18 protein-coding genes are annotated in these 18,708 nt (G+C 39.3%); 2 read left to right on the top strand and 16 right to left on the bottom strand.

Annotated features, from left to right (window positions below; all coding sequences use genetic code 11):
* Positions 1–817, bottom strand: an 817-nt coding sequence (locus H6G14_RS25000) for an iron-containing redox enzyme family protein (RefSeq protein WP_190570629.1), incomplete at its 3' end; no start/stop codon positions are given.
* Positions 818–921: 104 nt separating this feature from the next.
* A complete protein-coding gene (locus H6G14_RS24995) occupies positions 922–3,333 on the bottom strand; it encodes an NACHT domain-containing protein (RefSeq protein ID WP_190570627.1) in 2,412 nt (803 codons plus the stop codon).
* Between the two features lie 1,190 nt (positions 3,334–4,523).
* On the opposite strand from H6G14_RS24995, the gene H6G14_RS24990 reads away from it, so the two are divergent.
* On the top strand, positions 4,524–4,712 hold the full coding sequence (locus H6G14_RS24990; RefSeq protein ID WP_190570624.1) for a hypothetical protein: 189 nt from the start codon (positions 4,524–4,526) through the stop codon (positions 4,710–4,712).
* Between the two features lie 193 nt (positions 4,713–4,905).
* Here the strand turns inward: H6G14_RS24990 and H6G14_RS24985 are convergent, their stop codons facing one another.
* The 13 genes from H6G14_RS24985 to H6G14_RS24925 all read right to left on the bottom strand — a co-directional run bounded on the left by H6G14_RS24985 (position 4,906) and on the right by H6G14_RS24925 (position 13,931).
* Positions 4,906–5,988, bottom strand: a complete 1,083-nt coding sequence (locus H6G14_RS24985; protein ID WP_190570623.1) for a HigA family addiction module antitoxin — start codon at positions 5,986–5,988, stop codon at positions 4,906–4,908.
* Between the two features lie 25 nt (positions 5,989–6,013).
* Positions 6,014–6,313, bottom strand: a complete 300-nt coding sequence (locus tag H6G14_RS24980) for a type II toxin-antitoxin system RelE/ParE family toxin (protein ID WP_190570621.1) — start codon at positions 6,311–6,313, stop codon at positions 6,014–6,016.
* Between the two features lie 334 nt (positions 6,314–6,647).
* Positions 6,648–7,103 carry a carboxysome distribution maintenance protein McdB gene (locus tag H6G14_RS24975; RefSeq protein WP_190570619.1) on the bottom strand — a complete coding sequence of 152 codons (456 nt, stop codon included), beginning with the start codon at positions 7,101–7,103 and terminating at the stop codon, positions 6,648–6,650.
* 2 nt (positions 7,104–7,105) lie between these two features.
* Positions 7,106–7,885 carry a ParA family protein gene (locus H6G14_RS24970; RefSeq protein WP_190570617.1) on the bottom strand — a complete coding sequence of 260 codons (780 nt, stop codon included), beginning with the start codon at positions 7,883–7,885 and terminating at the stop codon, positions 7,106–7,108.
* 290 nt (positions 7,886–8,175) lie between these two features.
* Positions 8,176–9,813 (bottom strand): restriction endonuclease subunit S, encoded by a 1,638-nt coding sequence (locus H6G14_RS24965; protein WP_190570615.1) that lies wholly within the window; start codon positions 9,811–9,813, stop codon positions 8,176–8,178.
* Positions 9,810–10,217, bottom strand: coding sequence for a type II toxin-antitoxin system tRNA(fMet)-specific endonuclease VapC (gene vapC / locus H6G14_RS24960; protein WP_190570613.1), 408 nt, complete (start codon positions 10,215–10,217; stop codon positions 9,810–9,812). Before vapC ends, H6G14_RS24965 begins: the two co-directional genes overlap by 4 nt.
* Positions 10,214–10,447 carry a hypothetical protein gene (locus H6G14_RS24955; RefSeq protein ID WP_190570610.1) on the bottom strand — a complete coding sequence of 78 codons (234 nt, stop codon included), beginning with the start codon at positions 10,445–10,447 and terminating at the stop codon, positions 10,214–10,216. The genes vapC and H6G14_RS24955 overlap by 4 nt, the downstream gene beginning before the upstream one ends.
* 12 nt (positions 10,448–10,459) lie before the next feature.
* Complete coding sequence (locus H6G14_RS24950) at positions 10,460–10,723, bottom strand: hypothetical protein (protein ID WP_190570608.1); 264 nt, start codon at positions 10,721–10,723, stop codon at positions 10,460–10,462.
* Positions 10,724–10,770: 47 nt separating this feature from the next.
* A complete protein-coding gene (locus tag H6G14_RS24945; protein ID WP_190570606.1) occupies positions 10,771–11,175 on the bottom strand; it encodes a type II toxin-antitoxin system VapC family toxin in 405 nt (134 codons plus the stop codon).
* Positions 11,172–11,435 carry a DUF2281 domain-containing protein gene (locus H6G14_RS24940; RefSeq protein WP_190570604.1) on the bottom strand — a complete coding sequence of 88 codons (264 nt, stop codon included), beginning with the start codon at positions 11,433–11,435 and terminating at the stop codon, positions 11,172–11,174. The genes H6G14_RS24945 and H6G14_RS24940 overlap by 4 nt, the downstream gene beginning before the upstream one ends.
* Positions 11,436–11,544: 109 nt before the next feature.
* On the bottom strand, positions 11,545–11,790 hold the full coding sequence (locus tag H6G14_RS24935; RefSeq protein ID WP_190570602.1) for a DUF433 domain-containing protein: 246 nt from the start codon (positions 11,788–11,790) through the stop codon (positions 11,545–11,547).
* A gap of 39 nt (positions 11,791–11,829) precedes the next feature.
* A complete protein-coding gene (locus H6G14_RS24930) occupies positions 11,830–12,447 on the bottom strand; it encodes a Uma2 family endonuclease (RefSeq protein WP_190570600.1) in 618 nt (205 codons plus the stop codon).
* Between the two features lie 26 nt (positions 12,448–12,473).
* Positions 12,474–13,931, bottom strand: a complete 1,458-nt coding sequence (locus tag H6G14_RS24925) for a class I SAM-dependent DNA methyltransferase (protein ID WP_190570598.1) — start codon at positions 13,929–13,931, stop codon at positions 12,474–12,476.
* A gap of 224 nt (positions 13,932–14,155) precedes the next feature.
* Between H6G14_RS24925 and H6G14_RS24920 the strand changes: the two genes are divergently transcribed.
* Entirely contained in the window at positions 14,156–15,010 is an 855-nt protein-coding gene (locus tag H6G14_RS24920; protein ID WP_190570596.1) for a hypothetical protein, read from the top strand.
* A 22-nt stretch (positions 15,011–15,032) separates the two neighbouring features.
* On the opposite strand, the gene hsdR is transcribed toward H6G14_RS24920, so the two are convergent.
* Positions 15,033–18,365: a type I restriction-modification system endonuclease gene (gene hsdR, locus H6G14_RS24915; RefSeq protein WP_190570594.1), complete on the bottom strand. Its 3,333-nt coding sequence runs from the start codon at positions 18,363–18,365 to the stop codon at positions 15,033–15,035.
* Positions 18,366–18,708 lie beyond the last annotated feature (343 nt).

Genomic DNA, 18,708 nt, shown 5'->3' with positions numbered 1-18,708 from the left:
TCCCTAAACTTCCAATTCCCTTAAAATAGTGTCTCCGGTTCAAACCGAAGCAAAAGTACAGGTTATGACCTGCGTAGGGTCGCCAGTCTTCCCAAATGGGGAGTGTTGGTTGCTCTAGACCAAGGGAAGCAAGCATCTGCGTGAACTGCCTACCGTGTGACTTCTCTGCTACTCCATGACCACACTCATCCCACATATTATGAACGATTTCAGCTTTCACTGTTTCTGAAAAGTGGAGTTGTGCTAAAGCTAAGGCATCGCAAAAACGATAGTTTAAAGTCGCATCTGAGAGTATAAATATATTGAATTGCTCAATAGATGCTTGGTTTTTTAAAAAGTTTAACAAGCATTTATCGAGATCCGATTCTGTGTGTGCCTGTTGAACAAACCAATCACGAAGTAATTTTGGGTGTTTTGCTTCAGACGCAGATGGTAATTGTTTTTGAATGCGTGGCAGTTCATAATTAAGCCATGCCTTTTCAATTTGATTACGAATTGTTAATAGCCAGGGGCTATGTTCGTGTATACAAATTGGTGATAGGGGGTGGCTAAGACTTACTTCATAGATATTATAAAGACTTTTATGAACTTCCAAAAGTGCTACAGATTCTTCATCAGTAAATGCTGAATGCAAAATTATTGGCAAATCTCGGTATAAGGTGTTAAGGATTGTCTCAGCTTCTGGAAGCATCTGGTGAGTATTAGAAAGAAGATAGACAATTCTTTCTGATAATGTACGTGCCTTTTCTGGAGATTGAGGAGTTATAAAAGAAGGTTTTAAGTTAATTGCTCGAACAGTTGATGAATTTAATAGCATTTAAGTTAGAGAATTTTCTTCAGGTTAATATCAATGAAGGAAGAGTTTTTGGAAATTAAAGAAATATGTAAAACCTAATTTGTAAATCAAAGAATAGACAAATTTCATAGAATTTTTGGTAAAAATAATGTTTCCAAAATTTCTTCACGCACTTGAAAAGTAACAAGGCAATCTGTTTGAAGTAAACAGTCTATTAGCAGCTTATTTACATAATAATAATCTTTAAGGCTTTGTTGATCTTCTTCGTTAAAATCTTTAAAACTAACTCCTAACAATTGATCACCTAATAGTTTTTTACTTGCGACTTCTCTGACTTTATCTGCACCGTGCTTTAATCTCTCTTCATTTTCTTGCATAGTATTATTTACTTCAAAAAAATCACTCATTATCCTCTCTAGTTCTTCTCGATTATCTTGCCGTATTTTTTTAGATTTTATACCATAATTAACAGCAATTTTCATAATTTCATCAGCAGAAGCTGCATTAATTACTTTTATACTTGCTTCATCAGTCATGTCGTCATATTTTTGAGCATGAATAATACCTTCTTCCAAGCTATTAATCTCTTTAAGTATACGAGTAAAACAATTACCACAAGTTAAGTACTTTGTTCGTGGTTCCAACAAAAAGCAAAGCTGTCTATCTGGGTCGATGTCATAATCAATGTCAAAATAAAATGCACGAATAGCAGCAGAAAATTTCTTTGCTTCTAGATTATCTTTTATCTGAAATAGTTGAAGTAGCGATTGAGATTTTTTATTTACAAGCTTCAGATATTTCTGTAGATTATCTTTTCCCTCTAAGATTTGATCGGCTTTCTCCCTCATCAATCTAAAAAGGTTACTAGCATCTAATAATATCTCTGCTACTAAAAGGAAAATCTCCCTCCATTTACGGTCTTTTAGATGTTTAAGTAGCTTTTGTAATTCTTCTTGATCTTTTTGTAATTTCTGATTACTTATTAATTTGTTATCCGCTTCAGAATTTGGGAATTTATCATTATTTTTAAAGTCCTCATCCTGATGTAATTCTTCATCTGATGTTTGTGGGATTAAGCTAACAATTCTTTTAGCAACAAAATACTCATGAAAAGTGAGGTGAGAAAATGAATAAATTCCTTTAGCTCGCTCAATTATAATCCCATGTTGAGCTTCCATAGCTTTCAAAAGCTCTTCAATATCACCCTGTGAAATATTTGAATCACTATCAAAATTTGATATTTTCTCGATATATTTTTTCAGAATGAGCTTGACTTCTAATGGCGTAAAAAAATACTTCTCCTTTTCAAAAGTACTGTAAGCAATTTGACGAAGTAAATCTTTTTTGCGTGGAAGTGATAATTTTTGATAAATTTGGTCTCGATGAATTCCACGTTTGGCATCCCATTTTTTTAATAAAACATCTAATCCTTCATGATAACTTTCCGAACGACTATTTGGTAGACTAGCAGATTCTTCAAATACTAAGCATAGAAGAGTTAGTAACAGAGGAGTGACGGCTAATTGATAGATACGATTATTCTTATTTAGGTACTTAATAAACTTCTCTGACTTGACTGATTTATTTTTGAACCAATTGTTGGCAAATTCATTTATTTGTTTATCATCAAAATCAGCTATCTCTACTTCTGTGAATTTATCAAAGGTATACTCCCATGCCGCAATTCGACAAGCGATGACAAAATGATTGTCAAAATATATCCGAGAAAAACTTCTAACTTCTTTTAAAGTATGCTCTTGATATTCGGCGCTAACTTCATCTAATCCGTCCAGTAAAATCAGGGCAGAACCCTGCTTAAATAATTCGATAAGTTCTTCTTCTGTTACATCACACCCAGAGTACTGCTGCCTAATATATTCCAATAAACTAGGTTGAGTTGGATCTTCAGCAAAATATTTTAGAGGGATAAAAATAGGTACAAGGTGAGGTTGAAAAATACCTTGATTACACTGAACTGCTAGATATCTTAAAAAGGTAGTTTTACCAGATCCTGGCTTTCCTAGTACAATTAATTTTTTATATTTTTCAACTGCTTTTACGCCAAGAAGTCGCTTTTCTACAACTTTACCTAACCCAAATCTGTCAAAATTATCATATCCACATTCTTTAAGTAATTCATCAATTGTTTTACGTCGGAGCGCTGTTAACTTCTCCAAAATATTCACATCAGTATAGATTTGACTCAACTCAATCGGTTGCGTCATATCTAATATACGCATCGTTCCGCACAACTCTTGGGTTAGTTCTTTTACCTGAGTCCGCACCTTTTCAACTAAATTTTGAGCTGAAGGTGCTAAATATCCATACACAATCTTTTGGTAATCAATTTCTAACGCTTCACAAATGGTTGTAAAGTACTTTTCCCAAACGTTCTCGCCGTTAAAAAACTTACTGATAACAGAACGATTGCAACCCAGTTGAGCAGCTAGAGACTCTTGTGTGAATTCTCGCTTGGTAAAAGCCTCATGTGCTTGCTGGAGTCCTTTCGGAGATGCTTTCAAAGAGGGTTTTGCCATTGCTGTTACAGTTAGGTACATACATTCTAGCAATTATAGCCTTAATAAAATTACATAGCAACTTTATGTAGAGGTTTTAAACTAAAATAAATAGACAATAAGTCAAAATAAGTAACCACACTTGCAAAATAAATTATAGTAAGTTATTGTACGTATAAGCCAAAAGGGCGAGTCATAGTCGCTCTGGCAAGAGTAGACCTATGACTCACAATGACTTTATGCAACCTTCCCTAAAAGAGTGTCTAGACAGTCTGCCCAGGTTTATTGGGACAGAAAGTCCGTATTATGCTTCTCTCAAAAGAGTTGGGAAAGATAACCAAAGGATTACTTTTCCGAATAGACACTCAATCACCTGTCCTTATGAGGAGCTAATTCATGTAGCTAAGGAGTACGGTCTTACCCCATCACCCTTGGGCATGACCACTTTGTTGTCGCAGCAACCTCCTAATAGCGCGATTGATTTTTTTCGTTCCAGAGTTTTTGTTGTGGCAATAATCAGTGGTTTCGGGATTGTTAGAGTGGAATTCCCCGACTCTAGGTCATTTATTGGCAAAGTGGAAATATTTTATAGAGGGCAGCGAATAAAGACTAGCTAATAAGCTAATAGTTTTTGAGTGGTGAAGGAAAAATAAATTCTGTCCTCCTAGTTTTTACACACTTCATTTAGAGCAGCTGGTACAGCTGACACTTACTAACAATTAAATATCTACTCGTTAATATCCAACTAGCCTTGAGGATTAGATACTAATCACATGCTGGTTCAAGTGGAAACCCACATGAACCAGCATTTTTGTTGGAAGTTACATACAACATAGAGGGCTGTTGCATTTGTCAATAGTTTGTTGTAACCGAAGGTGTATTTATCCCCAAATTTCACTCTTAAAAAAGGGCAAAACCATGAAACATCATCTAACTGACGATGGTAAATTCTTATTCAACTCGGCTTGTAAGGTGCTGAAATTTTTCCTGCTGAGTCTGTTTGGTTTCGTGATCGCGTATGTCATCTCTCAAGTTTTTGGAGTTGACACAATTGTTCAAATGCTATTATCTCCAAGCCTATGGGAGTGGCTTGTACGCATCGCAGTGTTTATCTTCTGCTTTTTTGCAGTTGCCATCATCTATGAGTCTTCTCGTTAATTGTCTATCGACATTATTTTGTAATCCATGCGGTATCGGATTAGATTCTCGTCATGAATAAAGTTTTTTTGAATATTTCTTTGGTAGCTATTGCATTGCTACCGCTTGGTTTAGCAGCTAAAAACTCTAGTTATATCCCTTTAGCTACTGCCATTATTCCTACATCCATAACTTGTTTGTTGCAGCTAAATCGGAGTAAGACTGCAAAACCTCAAATTGAAGAGAGTGAAGATTCTGACTGACTTAATAATTTAACTCTAATTGGGGGTAGATTATACACTCATGCTGATAATTTTCCGCCACGGTGTGCGGGAATTAGAACCCCTAAGCGCGATCGATCAGATGGGCGATGGGCTACGCCTGACCATCTGATCGATCGCAGTAGTCTTTACTTGCCTGGATAGGTTTGTACTAAAGTTAATCAATTATGTAAACCTAGTTATCAATCCATGTGTTCAAAATCGGACTAACTTTGACGAGTAACGTCCTCAAGTTTTTATGGGGAACTAATTTGTCATAATGTAAGCGACCAAGAATTATACCTGGATGTCTTTGTTGATCAAGAGCAAATTCTTCAATTGCTTTACGAGAAAAGAGTTTTTTACTCCTGACTATAAATTCATTTAATATCTGAGGGTGTATTAACCAGTCAGCAGCTTTTTGATTAGCCTCTCTTTCCTCGTCATTCTCTTCTAAAGCATCCAAGTTGTCTAAGTAAGCTCCTTGATGTCCTAAAACAATATGCGCTAACTCGTGCATGAGGGTGAACCAGAATGAGTCAATCCGGTCATATCTCAATGTCAATGCAATAACGGGATTGCTGTTTAAATAAAAGGCTGCACCATCTAAATAAGTTTTGCTCAAATGCGGCACAAATATAAAATGTACGCCTAAGTCTGCTAGTAATTTAGGAATCCGCACGATACTTTCTATTTGTTCAGCACAAGCTAAAATTTCCGGGATAGCAGCCTCTAGTTTGGTACGTTCAAAATTAGCAACATTTTGTTGTTTAGCTAGATTTTCTACTCGCTTTACCCAAGCTATTCGAGATGTTTCCTCTGGCTCACGATGCTCTGAACAACGGAAATTAACATCCAATTTTGGTGTTTCATCTAAAGAAGATATGCCGAAAAAATTACAAACTTGATGTTCTAATTCATTAATAGAATCTGCTGATTGAATCCACCCATTTTTGATTAGTTCAGAAATAGGAGCAATAGTATACAATCGACTTTTACGAGCTATATCTTGCTCCTTTTTTTCCTTTAAAGCTAGATGCAGCCGATACTTAGCTTCGAGGTTTGTCCAAAACTCAGCAGAAGTCCCCAATGCTTGGGACAATTCGATAGCTGTTTCAGGTGTAATTTGCTTGCTTCCTCGGATAATTTCGTTGATAGTTTGAACTGGACGACTCATAATTTCTGCTAAATCTTTCTGTGTCCAGCCACGGGCTTCTAATTCTCGACTTAAAATTTTCCCCGGTGTTGGTACTCTTGCTGGTACTAGATTCTGGCTCATATTGCTGTATCCCCTGCTGTCTCGGTTAGTGGTAGTCTTCGATGTCAATTATTGTGAGGTAATTCCCCTGGTCATCCTCATCCACTGTCACGATTAAACGCCACTGATCATTTAAACGTAAGGAACGCTGTCCTTTTTTTCCTCGTTTTCCTTTGAGCTTTTCAAATCTCAACCCTTTTTGAGCATATAAGTCTCGCTCATCTACAGCAGCATCAATAATCGCCATGACTTCAAAAAAGTCATCAACCACACCTGGGTATTTATGAGCATCTTTTTCTTCTGTGTAAAGTGCTTCGAGTTTCTTTTTTTTAAACTGAAAACGCAAAGCTCCCCCCAAGGTAAATGCAGTGGATTCTGCATTATATTACGTCTTGATTCAGTCTTGGGGTGAATCACTGATATTTTAATTTTAAAGCTTAATGTGACAAGAGTTTTAAGCAGTTTGTAAAGATTTTTAGTTAATCTTCAAAGTTAGTGCAACCCTATCTTGTAAAGGGTTTCAGCTTTTTCCTCCAACAGCATACTAAGATTTAAGCCTCATCATCTGTGAAATCATTGTTAGTACAAATATACTATATAATGTAATTAAGGGCAAATTATCGATATGGCAGGGGTAGGCATGACTATTTGCTGTTATCTCGGCGATCGCCCAACATTGATCACTTAGCTGAATTACTCAACATAGTGATTAACCGTTTAATTTGACCAACTCGCTTACGTTGGTCGTAGCGGCGTTTGGCTTCTGTGGTGATTTTTTCTAAAAGTGCGTTATCTGCATTAGCAAAAGTCCAAGCAGCTTCTAAAAATACCTCAACTGTGATTCCCCTGTCTTTACAAAAGCGTGTTAATTCTTGGTCGAGGTCTTTTTCAAGGACGATCGCTGAATGTCGTCGTGTTTCGGGGTACTTTTCAAGCTCGGCTTGGAGTTCAGCGATTGTGTCTGCTGGTGTAGCAGTTGGGTTGTCGGTAGCTGGTACTGGGCTGGTTTCCTGTGGTGAGTTTTGTTCTTCTGTTTGGGGTTCGGGTTGTACTTTGGGAACGAGTGCATCTTGGCGTGGTTCAACTGTGGGGCGATTGCGCTTATTGCGTAGTTGGTTGAGTACGTTATCGGACATTATTATTTACCCCCAAGTGCAGCGTGAATTTTCTCAATTAAAATCTCAAATGGATATTCCAAATCGGTATATCCCAACTCGCTCAAAGTTGTACGTTTGTTGATGGCTTGTTTGTAACGTTCTGATTCGCGGATTGAGGGTATAACTGACTCCTCGCCAACTTCGTCACGCATTCCATCTACAGCCGCCCGACTTTCTTGGGCTTGGGTGTTCCCAAACCAGCGATCGCGGAAGGGTAAAACACCTAATACTTGGGCATTCGTTGCGCCGACATCTTGCAAGCCACTGAGTAAGTCCAGTGTCCGCACCAGCGAACCGTAACCTTTAACTGATGCTTCGGCGGGGATAATCAAAAAATCTGCTGCGCCGATGACTGTCAAACAAATTTGCGATCGCTGGGGTGGGGCATCAATTATGCACACTTTAAAAATTTTGCTGATGGCTTCCAATCGTCGCTTGAGTAAGGTTGCACCCACTCCACTGTTAGATAAATAATCTTGTACGGTATCAAGTTGGTCGTCGGCGGGGATAAGAAATAAGTTGTCGTTGTCTTGTGTTGGGTAGATGCAGTCTTCTGGTGCGACTGTTTTTTTGAGAAATTCCAATAGGGTTGGTTGGTTGGGTTCTAACTCAAACCCCAGATAGGTGGTGAGATTATGCTGGGGGTCGGAGTCTAGCATTAAGGTGGGCAAGCCCTGGCGTGATAGCAGCCGCCCCAAGAACAGTGAGGTCGTCGTCTTGCCCTGTCCGCCACTCAAGGAGCTTACGGTAATGGTCAACATATATATTTTTAGTAATTTATTAAATTAGCCAATTAACTTAAACTCATTTGATTATTTTGTCAATTAATAATTTTAGCTAATTATCTTTTTAGCTTTTTGTAAAATTAGCTTTTTGACTTTAGCTAAATTTAGCTTTTTAGCTTTTTAGAGATTTGGCAGGGATTCAGGGACATTCCACGATTTAGGGCGAAATGCTTGCTCTGGCTGCTTTTGTGCGATAAATAGAGGGTGTCAAGCTCTGCTGTGAGAGGATGAGTTATTGAGTTGGTGCGATCGCTAGTTTGTCTTCGCTACTCTAACCCCAGGTCTAGCTGCACCGATTCTTCTTGTTGTGGTTGTGTTTTTTTGGTACGTCGTGCGCTGGTTTTGGTGGTGGTCACTGAGCCTAGTCGAAGTGTGGATTTTTCGGCTGTTTTGGTTTGGAGTTTGGCACGTTCTGCGCGGATGTGTTCTAGCAGGACGGATGCTGGTTCGTCGTTTGGGTCTTGGGGTACAAGTTCGCCGCGAAAAGCTTTAGCGAGGATAGATTGGTCGAGAATTTCGTGTTTAGATTTTGCATCAGCTACCTGCTCCGCAAGCATATCAGCTAGTGCAAAACAACGCTCTAATACGTTAACAATTCGCTGCTGCTCCAAAGTTGAAGGTATTGGCAAGGGTAAATCACGACAAATCTCTAATGTAAGATTGAATTGTCCAGCAGTAGCCTTGGCAGATCGTACCGCATTGGACAGTATTTGATTTGACAACAAGCAGTAGCAAAGATAACGATTTTCAATTCCTGGCATTGCTCGATAAACTGCTATCGCCTGATTCATGTTCCATTCTTCGTAATCATCTGGAACAATTGAAACTTTTCCAAGTGGCGGGCCAACAATATTCATCAAAACATCACCGGGAAAAACTTTAGAGCGAGCTAATTCCCCATTATGAGTATCTTTAGTGATAAAAGTTGGATTGATAGAAAAATCTAGAGAGCCACGATCAGTTAAGTTGTATACCTTGATAAAGGGAACTTCTCCAAATTGAGCAGACATTTTTTGTGCTGCTGGAGTAGTCCCTTTCGTAATGAAATCACATACTTCTTCAGCTCGTGCAAAAGTCCAAGAGTCTGGGTAGCTTGATAGTATATCCTGTGCCAGTCTCGCAGGTTCTTTATACTTCTCCTTCCACTTATCATCCTTCGGTGTTTTACCACTCGCCTTCATCTTTTCTAATTCCGCTTCTTCCCAACGGCGGCGACGTTCTGCACGAATGCGCTCAAGTAAAGCCTCAGCAGGTTCAACATTACTGTTCTGCTCCCGCCAATCAGCAGTGAGGTCGCCACGAAAGGCGGCGGCGAGGACAGATTGACGGAACTGGTCTAGCAGTTGAGGAATATCCTCAAGCTCCTCCTTCACTCGCTGACTCCTAGCCTTCAGTGCCTCTATTTTCGCAACTATCCGGCGTTGTTCATTGAGGGGTGGGAGAGGTAGGGTTAATTCGCTAAAACGACTTTTATTTATAATTGGTAATGTAGTAGAAGAAGCATTTTCAATAATTATTTGTTGCCCTTTAGGGCTGTTTATTATCCAGAAAAAATAATGAGGACTAATATATTCTTTTGGTAGTATGACGGCATTGATTTGTTGGTTTGTAACACATGGTTTTCGTGCCAGTCCAGTTTTGCCGATTGTAGCACCAATGCAAGTTACAAGAACTGAAAGGGCAGGAAGAAGCCGGCTTTGACTAACACCCAGTTCAGATAAATACTCTCTAGCTTCTATAACTTCATAACCAGCATCTAAGTCTGTTGGTTTATAAAAAGGTATGTTTTCGCCAAAGAAAGCAGGGTTTTTCTTGAGTGGAGTAGAACCAGTTACAACCTCCCCTAATTCCCTAATTTTTGCCCATAACCAACCATCAGGGAGTTCTATTTTATTAAAACTCATGTCTCTTCCTCCCAATCTTCAATTTGCAACCCATTGACTCGACTAAATTCTTTTGTATTATGCGTAACGACTATCAAATTATTCGCCATTGCAATAGCAGCAATCTGCACATCATAAGGGCCAATCGGCGTACCACTAGCAGCCAACTCAGCCCGAATTCTCCCTGCTATCCTTGCGGCTTCTGGATCTAAATGGATAATAGTAAACTGACTAAAAAAACGTTGTAATATTTCTAAATTTCTCTCTTGTTGGGCGCTAGGGTAAGCACCATAGTACAGTTCTAATTGGGTTATTGTAGAAACTAAAATATCTTCTGGTTGTTGTGCTGCCAGTCGATTTGTTACCGCAGGACTACTATTATTTATTAAGCGGATACAAACATTTGAATCGAGCAGATAAATCAAAATAGCTGCTCCCTAGTTTCGTATTCTCCCTGTTCTGGTCTTTCTAGCGGTTCTCCTACCCAACCACCAATTACCTCTTCAAAAAAACCAGGCATCCAGCCCCGTTGTTGTGGTGTAACTCTTTTAATTGTTACCGTGACTTCAATTTCTGTATCTGGCATTTCTACAGGGATATCTAAATGTAAAATTCCATCTTTACCCACATGGGATCTGATTTTTATACTATCCATACTTTCTTTAACCTAAATATCAATTATTCTCATTTCCCTTTCTTCAAAATCACCCTCAGAATCAATAACAATGGGGTCATCCTGACAACTATCATAAGTCTGCTCAAAAAAACCAGCAGGCCAACCTAATTCCTCTGGTGTTTTTAGCTGATTTGGTTTTTCTAGCGGTTGATAAATCACCATGATTTCTACTTCTTTATCCGTTATCCCTACTGGAATATCTAAATGTAAAATCCCATCTGCCCCGACACGCTTTGATAATTTAATACTGTGCATTTCTGTTTCTCCTTTAGACATTACTCTAGAATATCGACAATAAAACATTAATCAAAAATAGAAATAACTTTAATACTAGATACTCTAAACATAGGCTTTGTTTTTTTCTCAGTCGTCACAAATTCCTCAGCACCAACTGACAACGCCGCCGCAATATGTAGCGCGTCCATAGCTGCTAAACCATACTGAGAAGCTATTTGATAAGCATCTTGAACAATTTTGTCTAAATCATTCGCCCAATAAGTGACACCGCTAAAAAATGTTTCGTAAAATTCAGATTCTTTTGTTCGTTGATTAAAAATTGCTTTGGGAATTACTTCCAACTTAACAAACACGCTGGAAGCAAATTCTCGTTCAGAGTCTTCTAGAATAGAAAGAGCTTTTTCTGATAATTCTCCCACACTACGAGCCGCAGCAACTAGCACCCCAGAATCAATAAAACTTATCTTCATGTATCAGTTTCCTGTAACCCACCGCGACGATTAGCAATTTCTTTTTCAAGTTCATCTTGAGTTAACAAATGTTCACCAGAAGAAACGATTTCGGCACGTATTTGCCGCAGACGTTTTCCCAATTGAGATTTATTTGCAGGTGTTAGAGGTTGAGTTTTCACCATTTTTGCATGAATAAATTTTACAAAATCTAAAACTTCCTCTTGTTTGTCTGGTGGAAGAGAACGCCAATTGCTTAATAATTCTTGTTCTGCACTCATCTTTAATACCTACCTCTGATAATTTACTAAACTCAATAATATCAATTATTTTTAATCAACCTATTCAAAATTAGCCTGACGAATCCGAAACTTATTTTTCATATATCGTCTAAGGTGCAGTCACTCTGTCTAAAACCTCTTCTTGAGAAATAAGATAATAAGCATAAAATAACGCAGCTTGTATATCTTCTGGTTCTAATTCTGGGTAATCTTCAAGAATTTCTTGATTAGTAGCACCCTTGGCTAGTAATTCTAAAATCATTGACACTGGTATTCTTAATCCCCGAATAATTGGTTTACCAGCTAAAATATTTTTGTCGAATTTAATCCTCTCTAGCAATTGTTTATCGCTCATCTTAACTACCTACCTCTGATAATTGAGTACATCCAATAATTATTGACCAGCATTAAAAACTTGTTCCGCCGTCAAATTTAACTCAGGGAAAGTAGGAGAAATAATTTTATCGCTACCCCGAAACTGAGTAACTTGGTATTCCCCATCAATTAGTTGATAGACTGAGAAAGTAGGTTGTTTAGGATTACCGATAAATTTCCTAGCTCCCAATGCTGCATAGTCAACAATCCAATATTCAGGAATGCTCATCTCCTCATAATCAGCCAGCTTCAGATAGTAATCATCGCGCCAATTGGTACTGACAACCTCAATAACTAAAGGAATTGATGTACCCTTAGTCACAGTAGAAGATTTTTCCCAAAGCGGTTCATCAGCTAAAGCAGCGTCATTGAGGATTAATACATCTGGGAAATAACCTGATTCTCTTTCCGGTGGTCTTACTATTGCTTGAGTAGGGATAAAGTAGGGGAGATTTAATCGTCTAAACTCTAAAGTCAATTCAGCCGCCGAAAATCCTTTTATCCTTTCATGCTTCCCCGTAGGCTGTGCCATTTCGACAATTTCCCCATTGTGCAGTTCGTAGCGTACCCCTGAGTTTTCGGGATACCACGCGATAAATTCGTCAAAGGTAACTATTTTTGGTAAGGCTTGGGTCATAACAATTAGTTACTGTGGGTTTGCTTTTATTCTAGAAGTGCTGTCCCTTCCTCGGTTTCTTCCTCCCCTTCTAGCAACGCCGTCAACGCCTCCATTTCTGCGATCGCAGTTTGCAACTTCGTCATAATAGCCGCCGCAATCACATCTGGTTCAGGTAAATCATCCCCCGACTGCAAACTTTCATCCCGCAGCCAAGTGATATCCAGGTTCTCGCCGCGTTTAGCAATATCCTCCCGCGTAAAGCAACGCCAACGTCCCAACTCCCCTTCATCTACACGCGGACTTCCCCCATTAGCATCATCCCCATAAACTTCTTTAAATGCCCTAAAATGCTCTCTAGTTAAAGGTGTGCGCTTGCCAAAAACAGGTATATTCGTTCGCATATCGTAAAACCACACCTGCTTGGTATTCCCCTTCTCCGTCGTTCCCCGTTGGAAAAACAGCACGTTAGTTTTGACACCTTGAGCGTAGAAAATCCCCGTAGGCAATCGGAGAATTGTATGTAGGTTGCACTTATCCATCAAATCAGCGCGGATGCTACGCCCTTGACCATCTTCAAACAGCACATTATCAGGTAACACCACCGCCGCCCGTCCTTGGGGTAACAGTCCGCGATAGATATGCTGTAAAAAAGCTAACTGCTTGTTTGACGTAGGATAAGTAAAATCATCCCGTGTAGGCAGTCCGCCACCCTTTTTCGTCCCAAAGGGGGGATTAGTTAAGATAACATTGGCTTTTGGTAACTGCTGCCCATCACTGGAGAGAGTATCACCCAAGTCTACAGCCCCCTCAATGCCATGTAGCAGCATATTCATTAATAACAGTCGGTGGGCATCCTGCACCAACTCAATACCGCAGAATGCTTGGTAACGCTGAAACGACTGTTCCGCTTCACTGAGGTCAAATAAATCATCGGTATGTTTTTTAATATAGCGATCTGAGGCAATTAAAAACCCACCAGTCCCGGCTGCGGGGTCTTGTACCAGTTCCCCCGGTTGCGGTTTGATGAGTTCCACCATGCAATCAATTAAAGGACGCGGTGTAAAATATTGCCCTGCACCTGATTTTTTCTCACCGGCATTTTTCTCTAACAGTCCTTCGTACAAATCGCCTAAACCTTCTTCCTTCGCGGAGTACCAGTCCAGTTCATCAATGCTTTTGACCAGCTTATTGAGAATTTGCGGTTTTTTCAGGGCAGTTTGGGCATTAGCAAAAATAGCCCGCACCCGTAGCGGCGTATTTTTAGAACCTAACTCTAACAAGGTGGCGCGGTAAAAGTTCATCTGTTCGATGCCATCCTTGACTACCAAATCACCCCAACGACAGCCTTCTGGGATTTGGCTTTCTGTCCCTGTTTCCTGCGCCATCTTCAGGAACAGCAGGTATGTTAATTCAGTTACATAATCGAGATAAGTAATCCCGTCGTCCCGCAGGACATGACAGAGATTCCAGAGTTTTTGGACGATATCAGTAGTTGCGCTCAATGTTAATAGTCTAAATGCGTGAGTAAGATACCAAATTTATGATTCTTACACATTTTTGTTGCTACTTGCACAAATTTAAGATTATCGATACAACTTTAAAATTAATGAAGAATACCCTTTTAAATATTTTAACTACATAATGTATTTTTTGTGCTACAATTATAGTCTAATTGAGCTATTTAAAACATTTTTAGCCATATACTACTTATATAGTAAGCAAAGACATGATTGAACAATTATTACTAAGCAAACGATTGTTTCAAGAAGGGGAAAAGTATTCTTTGCAAAATGACCCTATCTCTGCGGGTCTTGCAATATCCCTGTTTCAAGATTCTGTTGAAAGTATAATATGGTTAGTCACCAAAGAGTTAGGTATTGATGTAAAAGAAAATGAATCTTTTACATCGCTTTTAAATAAGGTTCACCAGGAATTGGAAAACAAGCTATCTATTAAACTTCCACTACAAGCTAAAATTTTAGAGCTAAATAAAGCAAGAGTCAATTTCAAACACTACGGCATCTTACCAGATATCTCGCAGGCTAATAAATTTCGTGGTTATGCCGAAAATTATTTAATAACAATTGTTGAGTTGTACTTCAAAAATAATTTTGATGATATATCAATGTCCGAGTTAATTAGATCGGATGAAGTTAGGTCGTTAATCAAACAAGCTGAGAAAAATTTAAATATTAAGGATTATAACGCTTGTGTAGCTGAAATTGCTAGGGCTAAGGCAATACTTTTTTACAAAATTAGGTTTTTAATTCCTGAAGTTGATAAAAACATAGTAAATGTAGCTAGTTTTTTTGATAGACAGAGTAGTTCTCACGTCAGAAACGTATTTCAATATATGTCTGATTATATGAATAGGCTAAGAGAAATCAGCATAATTAACCTTTGTGGTGTATCTGTCAAAGAATACAATCACTTTATAAAAGTATTACCTTATGCAGTTGTTTTAGGTGATGGGAATTTTCAAATCACTCATAAGTTCAACAATAATTTTACAGAACAAGATGCTAAATTCTTGTTAAAATTTATCATTGATTTAGCATTAAAAATTCAAAGCGTTAGTTAATTAAAAATTAACAGATATTCAATTATCCCGCATTCTGCCATAGTGCTTCATTAATCTGCACTAAAATATCTTCTAACTGCCCATTAAACGCCCTATTTAATCTGACAAATCCACCACCTTGGGTTTTAAATTCCCCTTGGTCTAAAGCTTCCCTATCCACAATAGTTTCTACCTTCAATTGCTTACCAATGCGTTCTAACCATTTGCGCTGGGGTGGTGTCCAATTTTGAGAAGCCAAGATTTTCTTCATTGCCTTGTCCACCCTTTCTTCATAGGGAACTAAAGCATCCCCCAATGTGGCTTGACGGATAAACCCAATTATTGAAGCAGCAATATCAGCATTGGTCATTTCTCGCCATGCTACCTGCAATGTTTTTTCTGAATATCCAGCAAGGTCAAGCATCAACCGCAATTCCTTTAACTGCGCCCTAGTCAATTCACGGGGACGGGTAGTTACAACTATCAAAGCTGGAATCTTATTAATGTTCTCCCGTAAATAAGCCCCAAAACTATCTAAATAATCTTCAGGTTTTTGGGCATTACCATAACCCCTTTCTACCCGTCGCAGTTCATCAGCATGATGAGAAATTAGTATCGGTTGTCTACCACCATCTCTAGCATCTAACATTTGTGCGATGCTTGCCCGTTGCTTAAACCATTCCTTGAGTTGTTGGGGGTCACTTTGGCGCAGGTGGTTAATCATATCTGCCATTGGCATCCCGGCTGCGGCTTCAATACTATCTCGGTTGCTATCCCCTAACTTCCTCTGCTGGCGTTGCAGTTTGGCTAAAAGTTGGTCAACAATGGTAGCCGCAGCAGTGCTGTCATTGACTGTATTTAATTCTTCCACCAATTGGGTAAACGAAATCTTGGGATTAACCGCCACTGGTTTCATCGTGGAGAGAGGAGACAGGGCTGCATATAAATTCACAGCATCATAAATGTAGAAAACTTCTTTTTTAATCTCATCACAGCGTCGGGTTGCCCGTCCTAACATTTGTTCGTAAAGGATGCGCGAGTTCACCCGCCGAATAAATACTAAGTTGCAGATTTCTGGGACATCAATGCCAGTGGTTAATAAGTCTACTGTGACTGCAATTTTCGGATTAGCTTCGTTTTTAAAGCGGCGGATTAATTGTAATGGTTTATCAGCCTTGCCAGTAATTTTGATAACTGCATCATCTTCCACACTGCCATACTGGTCAATCAAGGCTTGTTTTAATAAGTTAACAACAATATCAGCATGATCATCTTTCACACAAAATATTAAAGTTTTTCCTGGCAGTGATGGGTCAATATTTGCTGCTAAAAATTCACAGATGACTCGATTAAATTCCTCGGTAATAACTTGCCGATTAAACTGTTCTACCTCAAGTTTGACTTCATCCGGGGCATGAACTAAATTAATTGTGCCTGTGATGGGGTCAAAATATTCCATTTCTTCCCCTGGCTGCCACATCATGCCATCTTCACTAAGGGCTGTAACTATGCGGATGGGGGGTTCACAGTCGATGAGGTGGCCGTCAATGACCGCTTCTTTGTAAGTATATTGGTAAACAGGTTGACCAAATATTTGAGTAGTATGCAGTGCTGGAGTGGCGGTTAGTCCAATTTTTACTGCATCAAAATGGTCGAGAACGCGGCGATATTTAGAAATGTAATCGTTAAAGTCGCGGAAGGTAAGTTCTGAATCGCTTAATTCCCTATCTAGTAAATATCCTCTGTGGCATTCATCCACGACAATGCAATCATACTGGTCAGCCGTGGGAATATCTGTGTTATCGCCTGGGTAAAGGATACGTTTGACAAATGCTTGCACAGTGTCAATGTGAACTTTAGTATCTCTATCTAGTATTGCTTCACCTAATTCTTTGATATCAAAGATGTCAGCAAAAGTTTGGAGATTTTCTACTCGTGTTTCTTTAAAAACATTACCTGTTTGTTCTCCTAATGCTGTGCGGTCTACCAGAAAAAGAACACGGCGGAAACGTTTGGTTTTAAGGAGACGATAAACCAGGATAAGGCAGGTTTTAGTTTTACCTGTCCCCGTTGCCATTGCCAGTAATAGTTCCCTTGCACCTTGGGCTAATCTGGCTTCAACTGTTTGAATGGCTTTAATTTGGTAATCACGCAGTTGCAAGTTATAGTTAAAGCCTTCTTCGGCAAGCAGTTCATGTGCTTTATCAAAGTCTTGGTTAAGGGCATCAATAAAAGCTTCTGGTTTGTACCAAGTGGTCAGGGGACGGCGGATATTTTCAGGACGGCGGACATCACAGAACCATATACCGCTTTTGGTTTGCAACTGTCGTAAAAATTCCCGTCCGTTGGTGGCGAAGACAAAGGGGACTTGATATTCACCCCAGGGGCCACCGGGTAGGATTTCATTACCTTGAATTTTGTAGCCGCGACTATAACGCTTGGCTTGGTCAATGGCAGCATAAACATCAGTTCTTTTGCGTTTAGCTTCGACTACAGCCATTACCTGAAGTCCAACAAAGAAAACATAATCAGCGCGTCCATCATTTGTAGGCCATTCTGCGATCGCTAAATTTTTCGCCTTTTGGGGACGAATGCCATTACTATAAGTAAGCTGTTCTGAGTCTACCTCCCAACCAGCTGCCCGTAGTTGAGCATCGATGAGGCGGCGGGTTTCCCGTTCATCCAGGTCAATATTTTCCCCTGCTTGTTGCGATCGCTGGATGGTTTCTTGAATTGTTTGTACTGATTGAGTTTGGGCTATAGCTTGAATTGCCGCAAGGTGATCTAAAGCTGTTTGTTTTTGTGCTTCTGCTTCTTTAGCTAGTTCTTGGGCAGATATGCGACGCTGTGCTTCCTGTTCTGCGGCAATTTGTGCGAGTTCTGCGGCGGTACGACTGGCTTGTAACTCAGTCCGTAACTGTGCTAATTCTTGTTGGAGTGCTTGGGTTTCTCTGGCTGGGTCTTGAGGTGGAATAAAAGGGCCAGGGTTAAAATCGGGATTTTTGGTATTAACCCGATGAAACCATATTCCTAGTTGACGTGCATATTTTAGGTTACTGAGGGCAGTTCTTTGGTCATCTGCAAAGGCGTGTGTGGCATCATTGCCAACTAGACGTAATTGGTCAAACAAGTCATATACTTTACCTTTGAGGATGCCTTTATCCCGCAAGCGACGCATCAAATCAATTTGCCGTGCTTCATAGTCGTACATCCCCACCTGCGCGGCTATCAGTTGCGCTAGGAGTTCACCAAACTGACGCAGTTTGATGAGGCAGGTGTTAGGGTCATCAGTAAAATATCTTTCTGCTAAAGCTCCCAGTCGCACCAGTTGCGGGTCATGGATTTTTAGAAATCCAAAGTTTGGTGATACTAACATTGTGTCAGTCTTTCTCCTGAGAGCCTTACGGTGTATATGACTACTTGCTTAATATCTTTTTAACAGATTATTACGTAATGTACAATCAAGAATGCTTGATTGCTGAGGATTCGTTTTTCAGAAATCTAGCCAAATATTTAAGGCTATGACAATCATTAAGTTGACTAATCCAGATTTTCGGCAGATAGGGGTTGATATTATTTTCTACACGAAGATTTATTGAGATTTTTTATAAAACAAAAATCATCTAGACATTTGTATAGACATATATAAGGAATAATTTGCTGATAAATATCATTTAGTCAATCTAGCCTTGCCATTAAGTAAAAACTTAATATAATAG

The sequence above is a fragment of the Nostoc parmelioides FACHB-3921 genome (genome assembly GCF_014696625.1).
Taxonomy (GTDB): domain Bacteria; phylum Cyanobacteriota; class Cyanobacteriia; order Cyanobacteriales; family Nostocaceae; genus Trichormus; species Trichormus parmelioides.
Note: the sequence above shows the minus strand (reverse complement) of the source record. Positions and strands in the feature narration are given on the sequence as shown.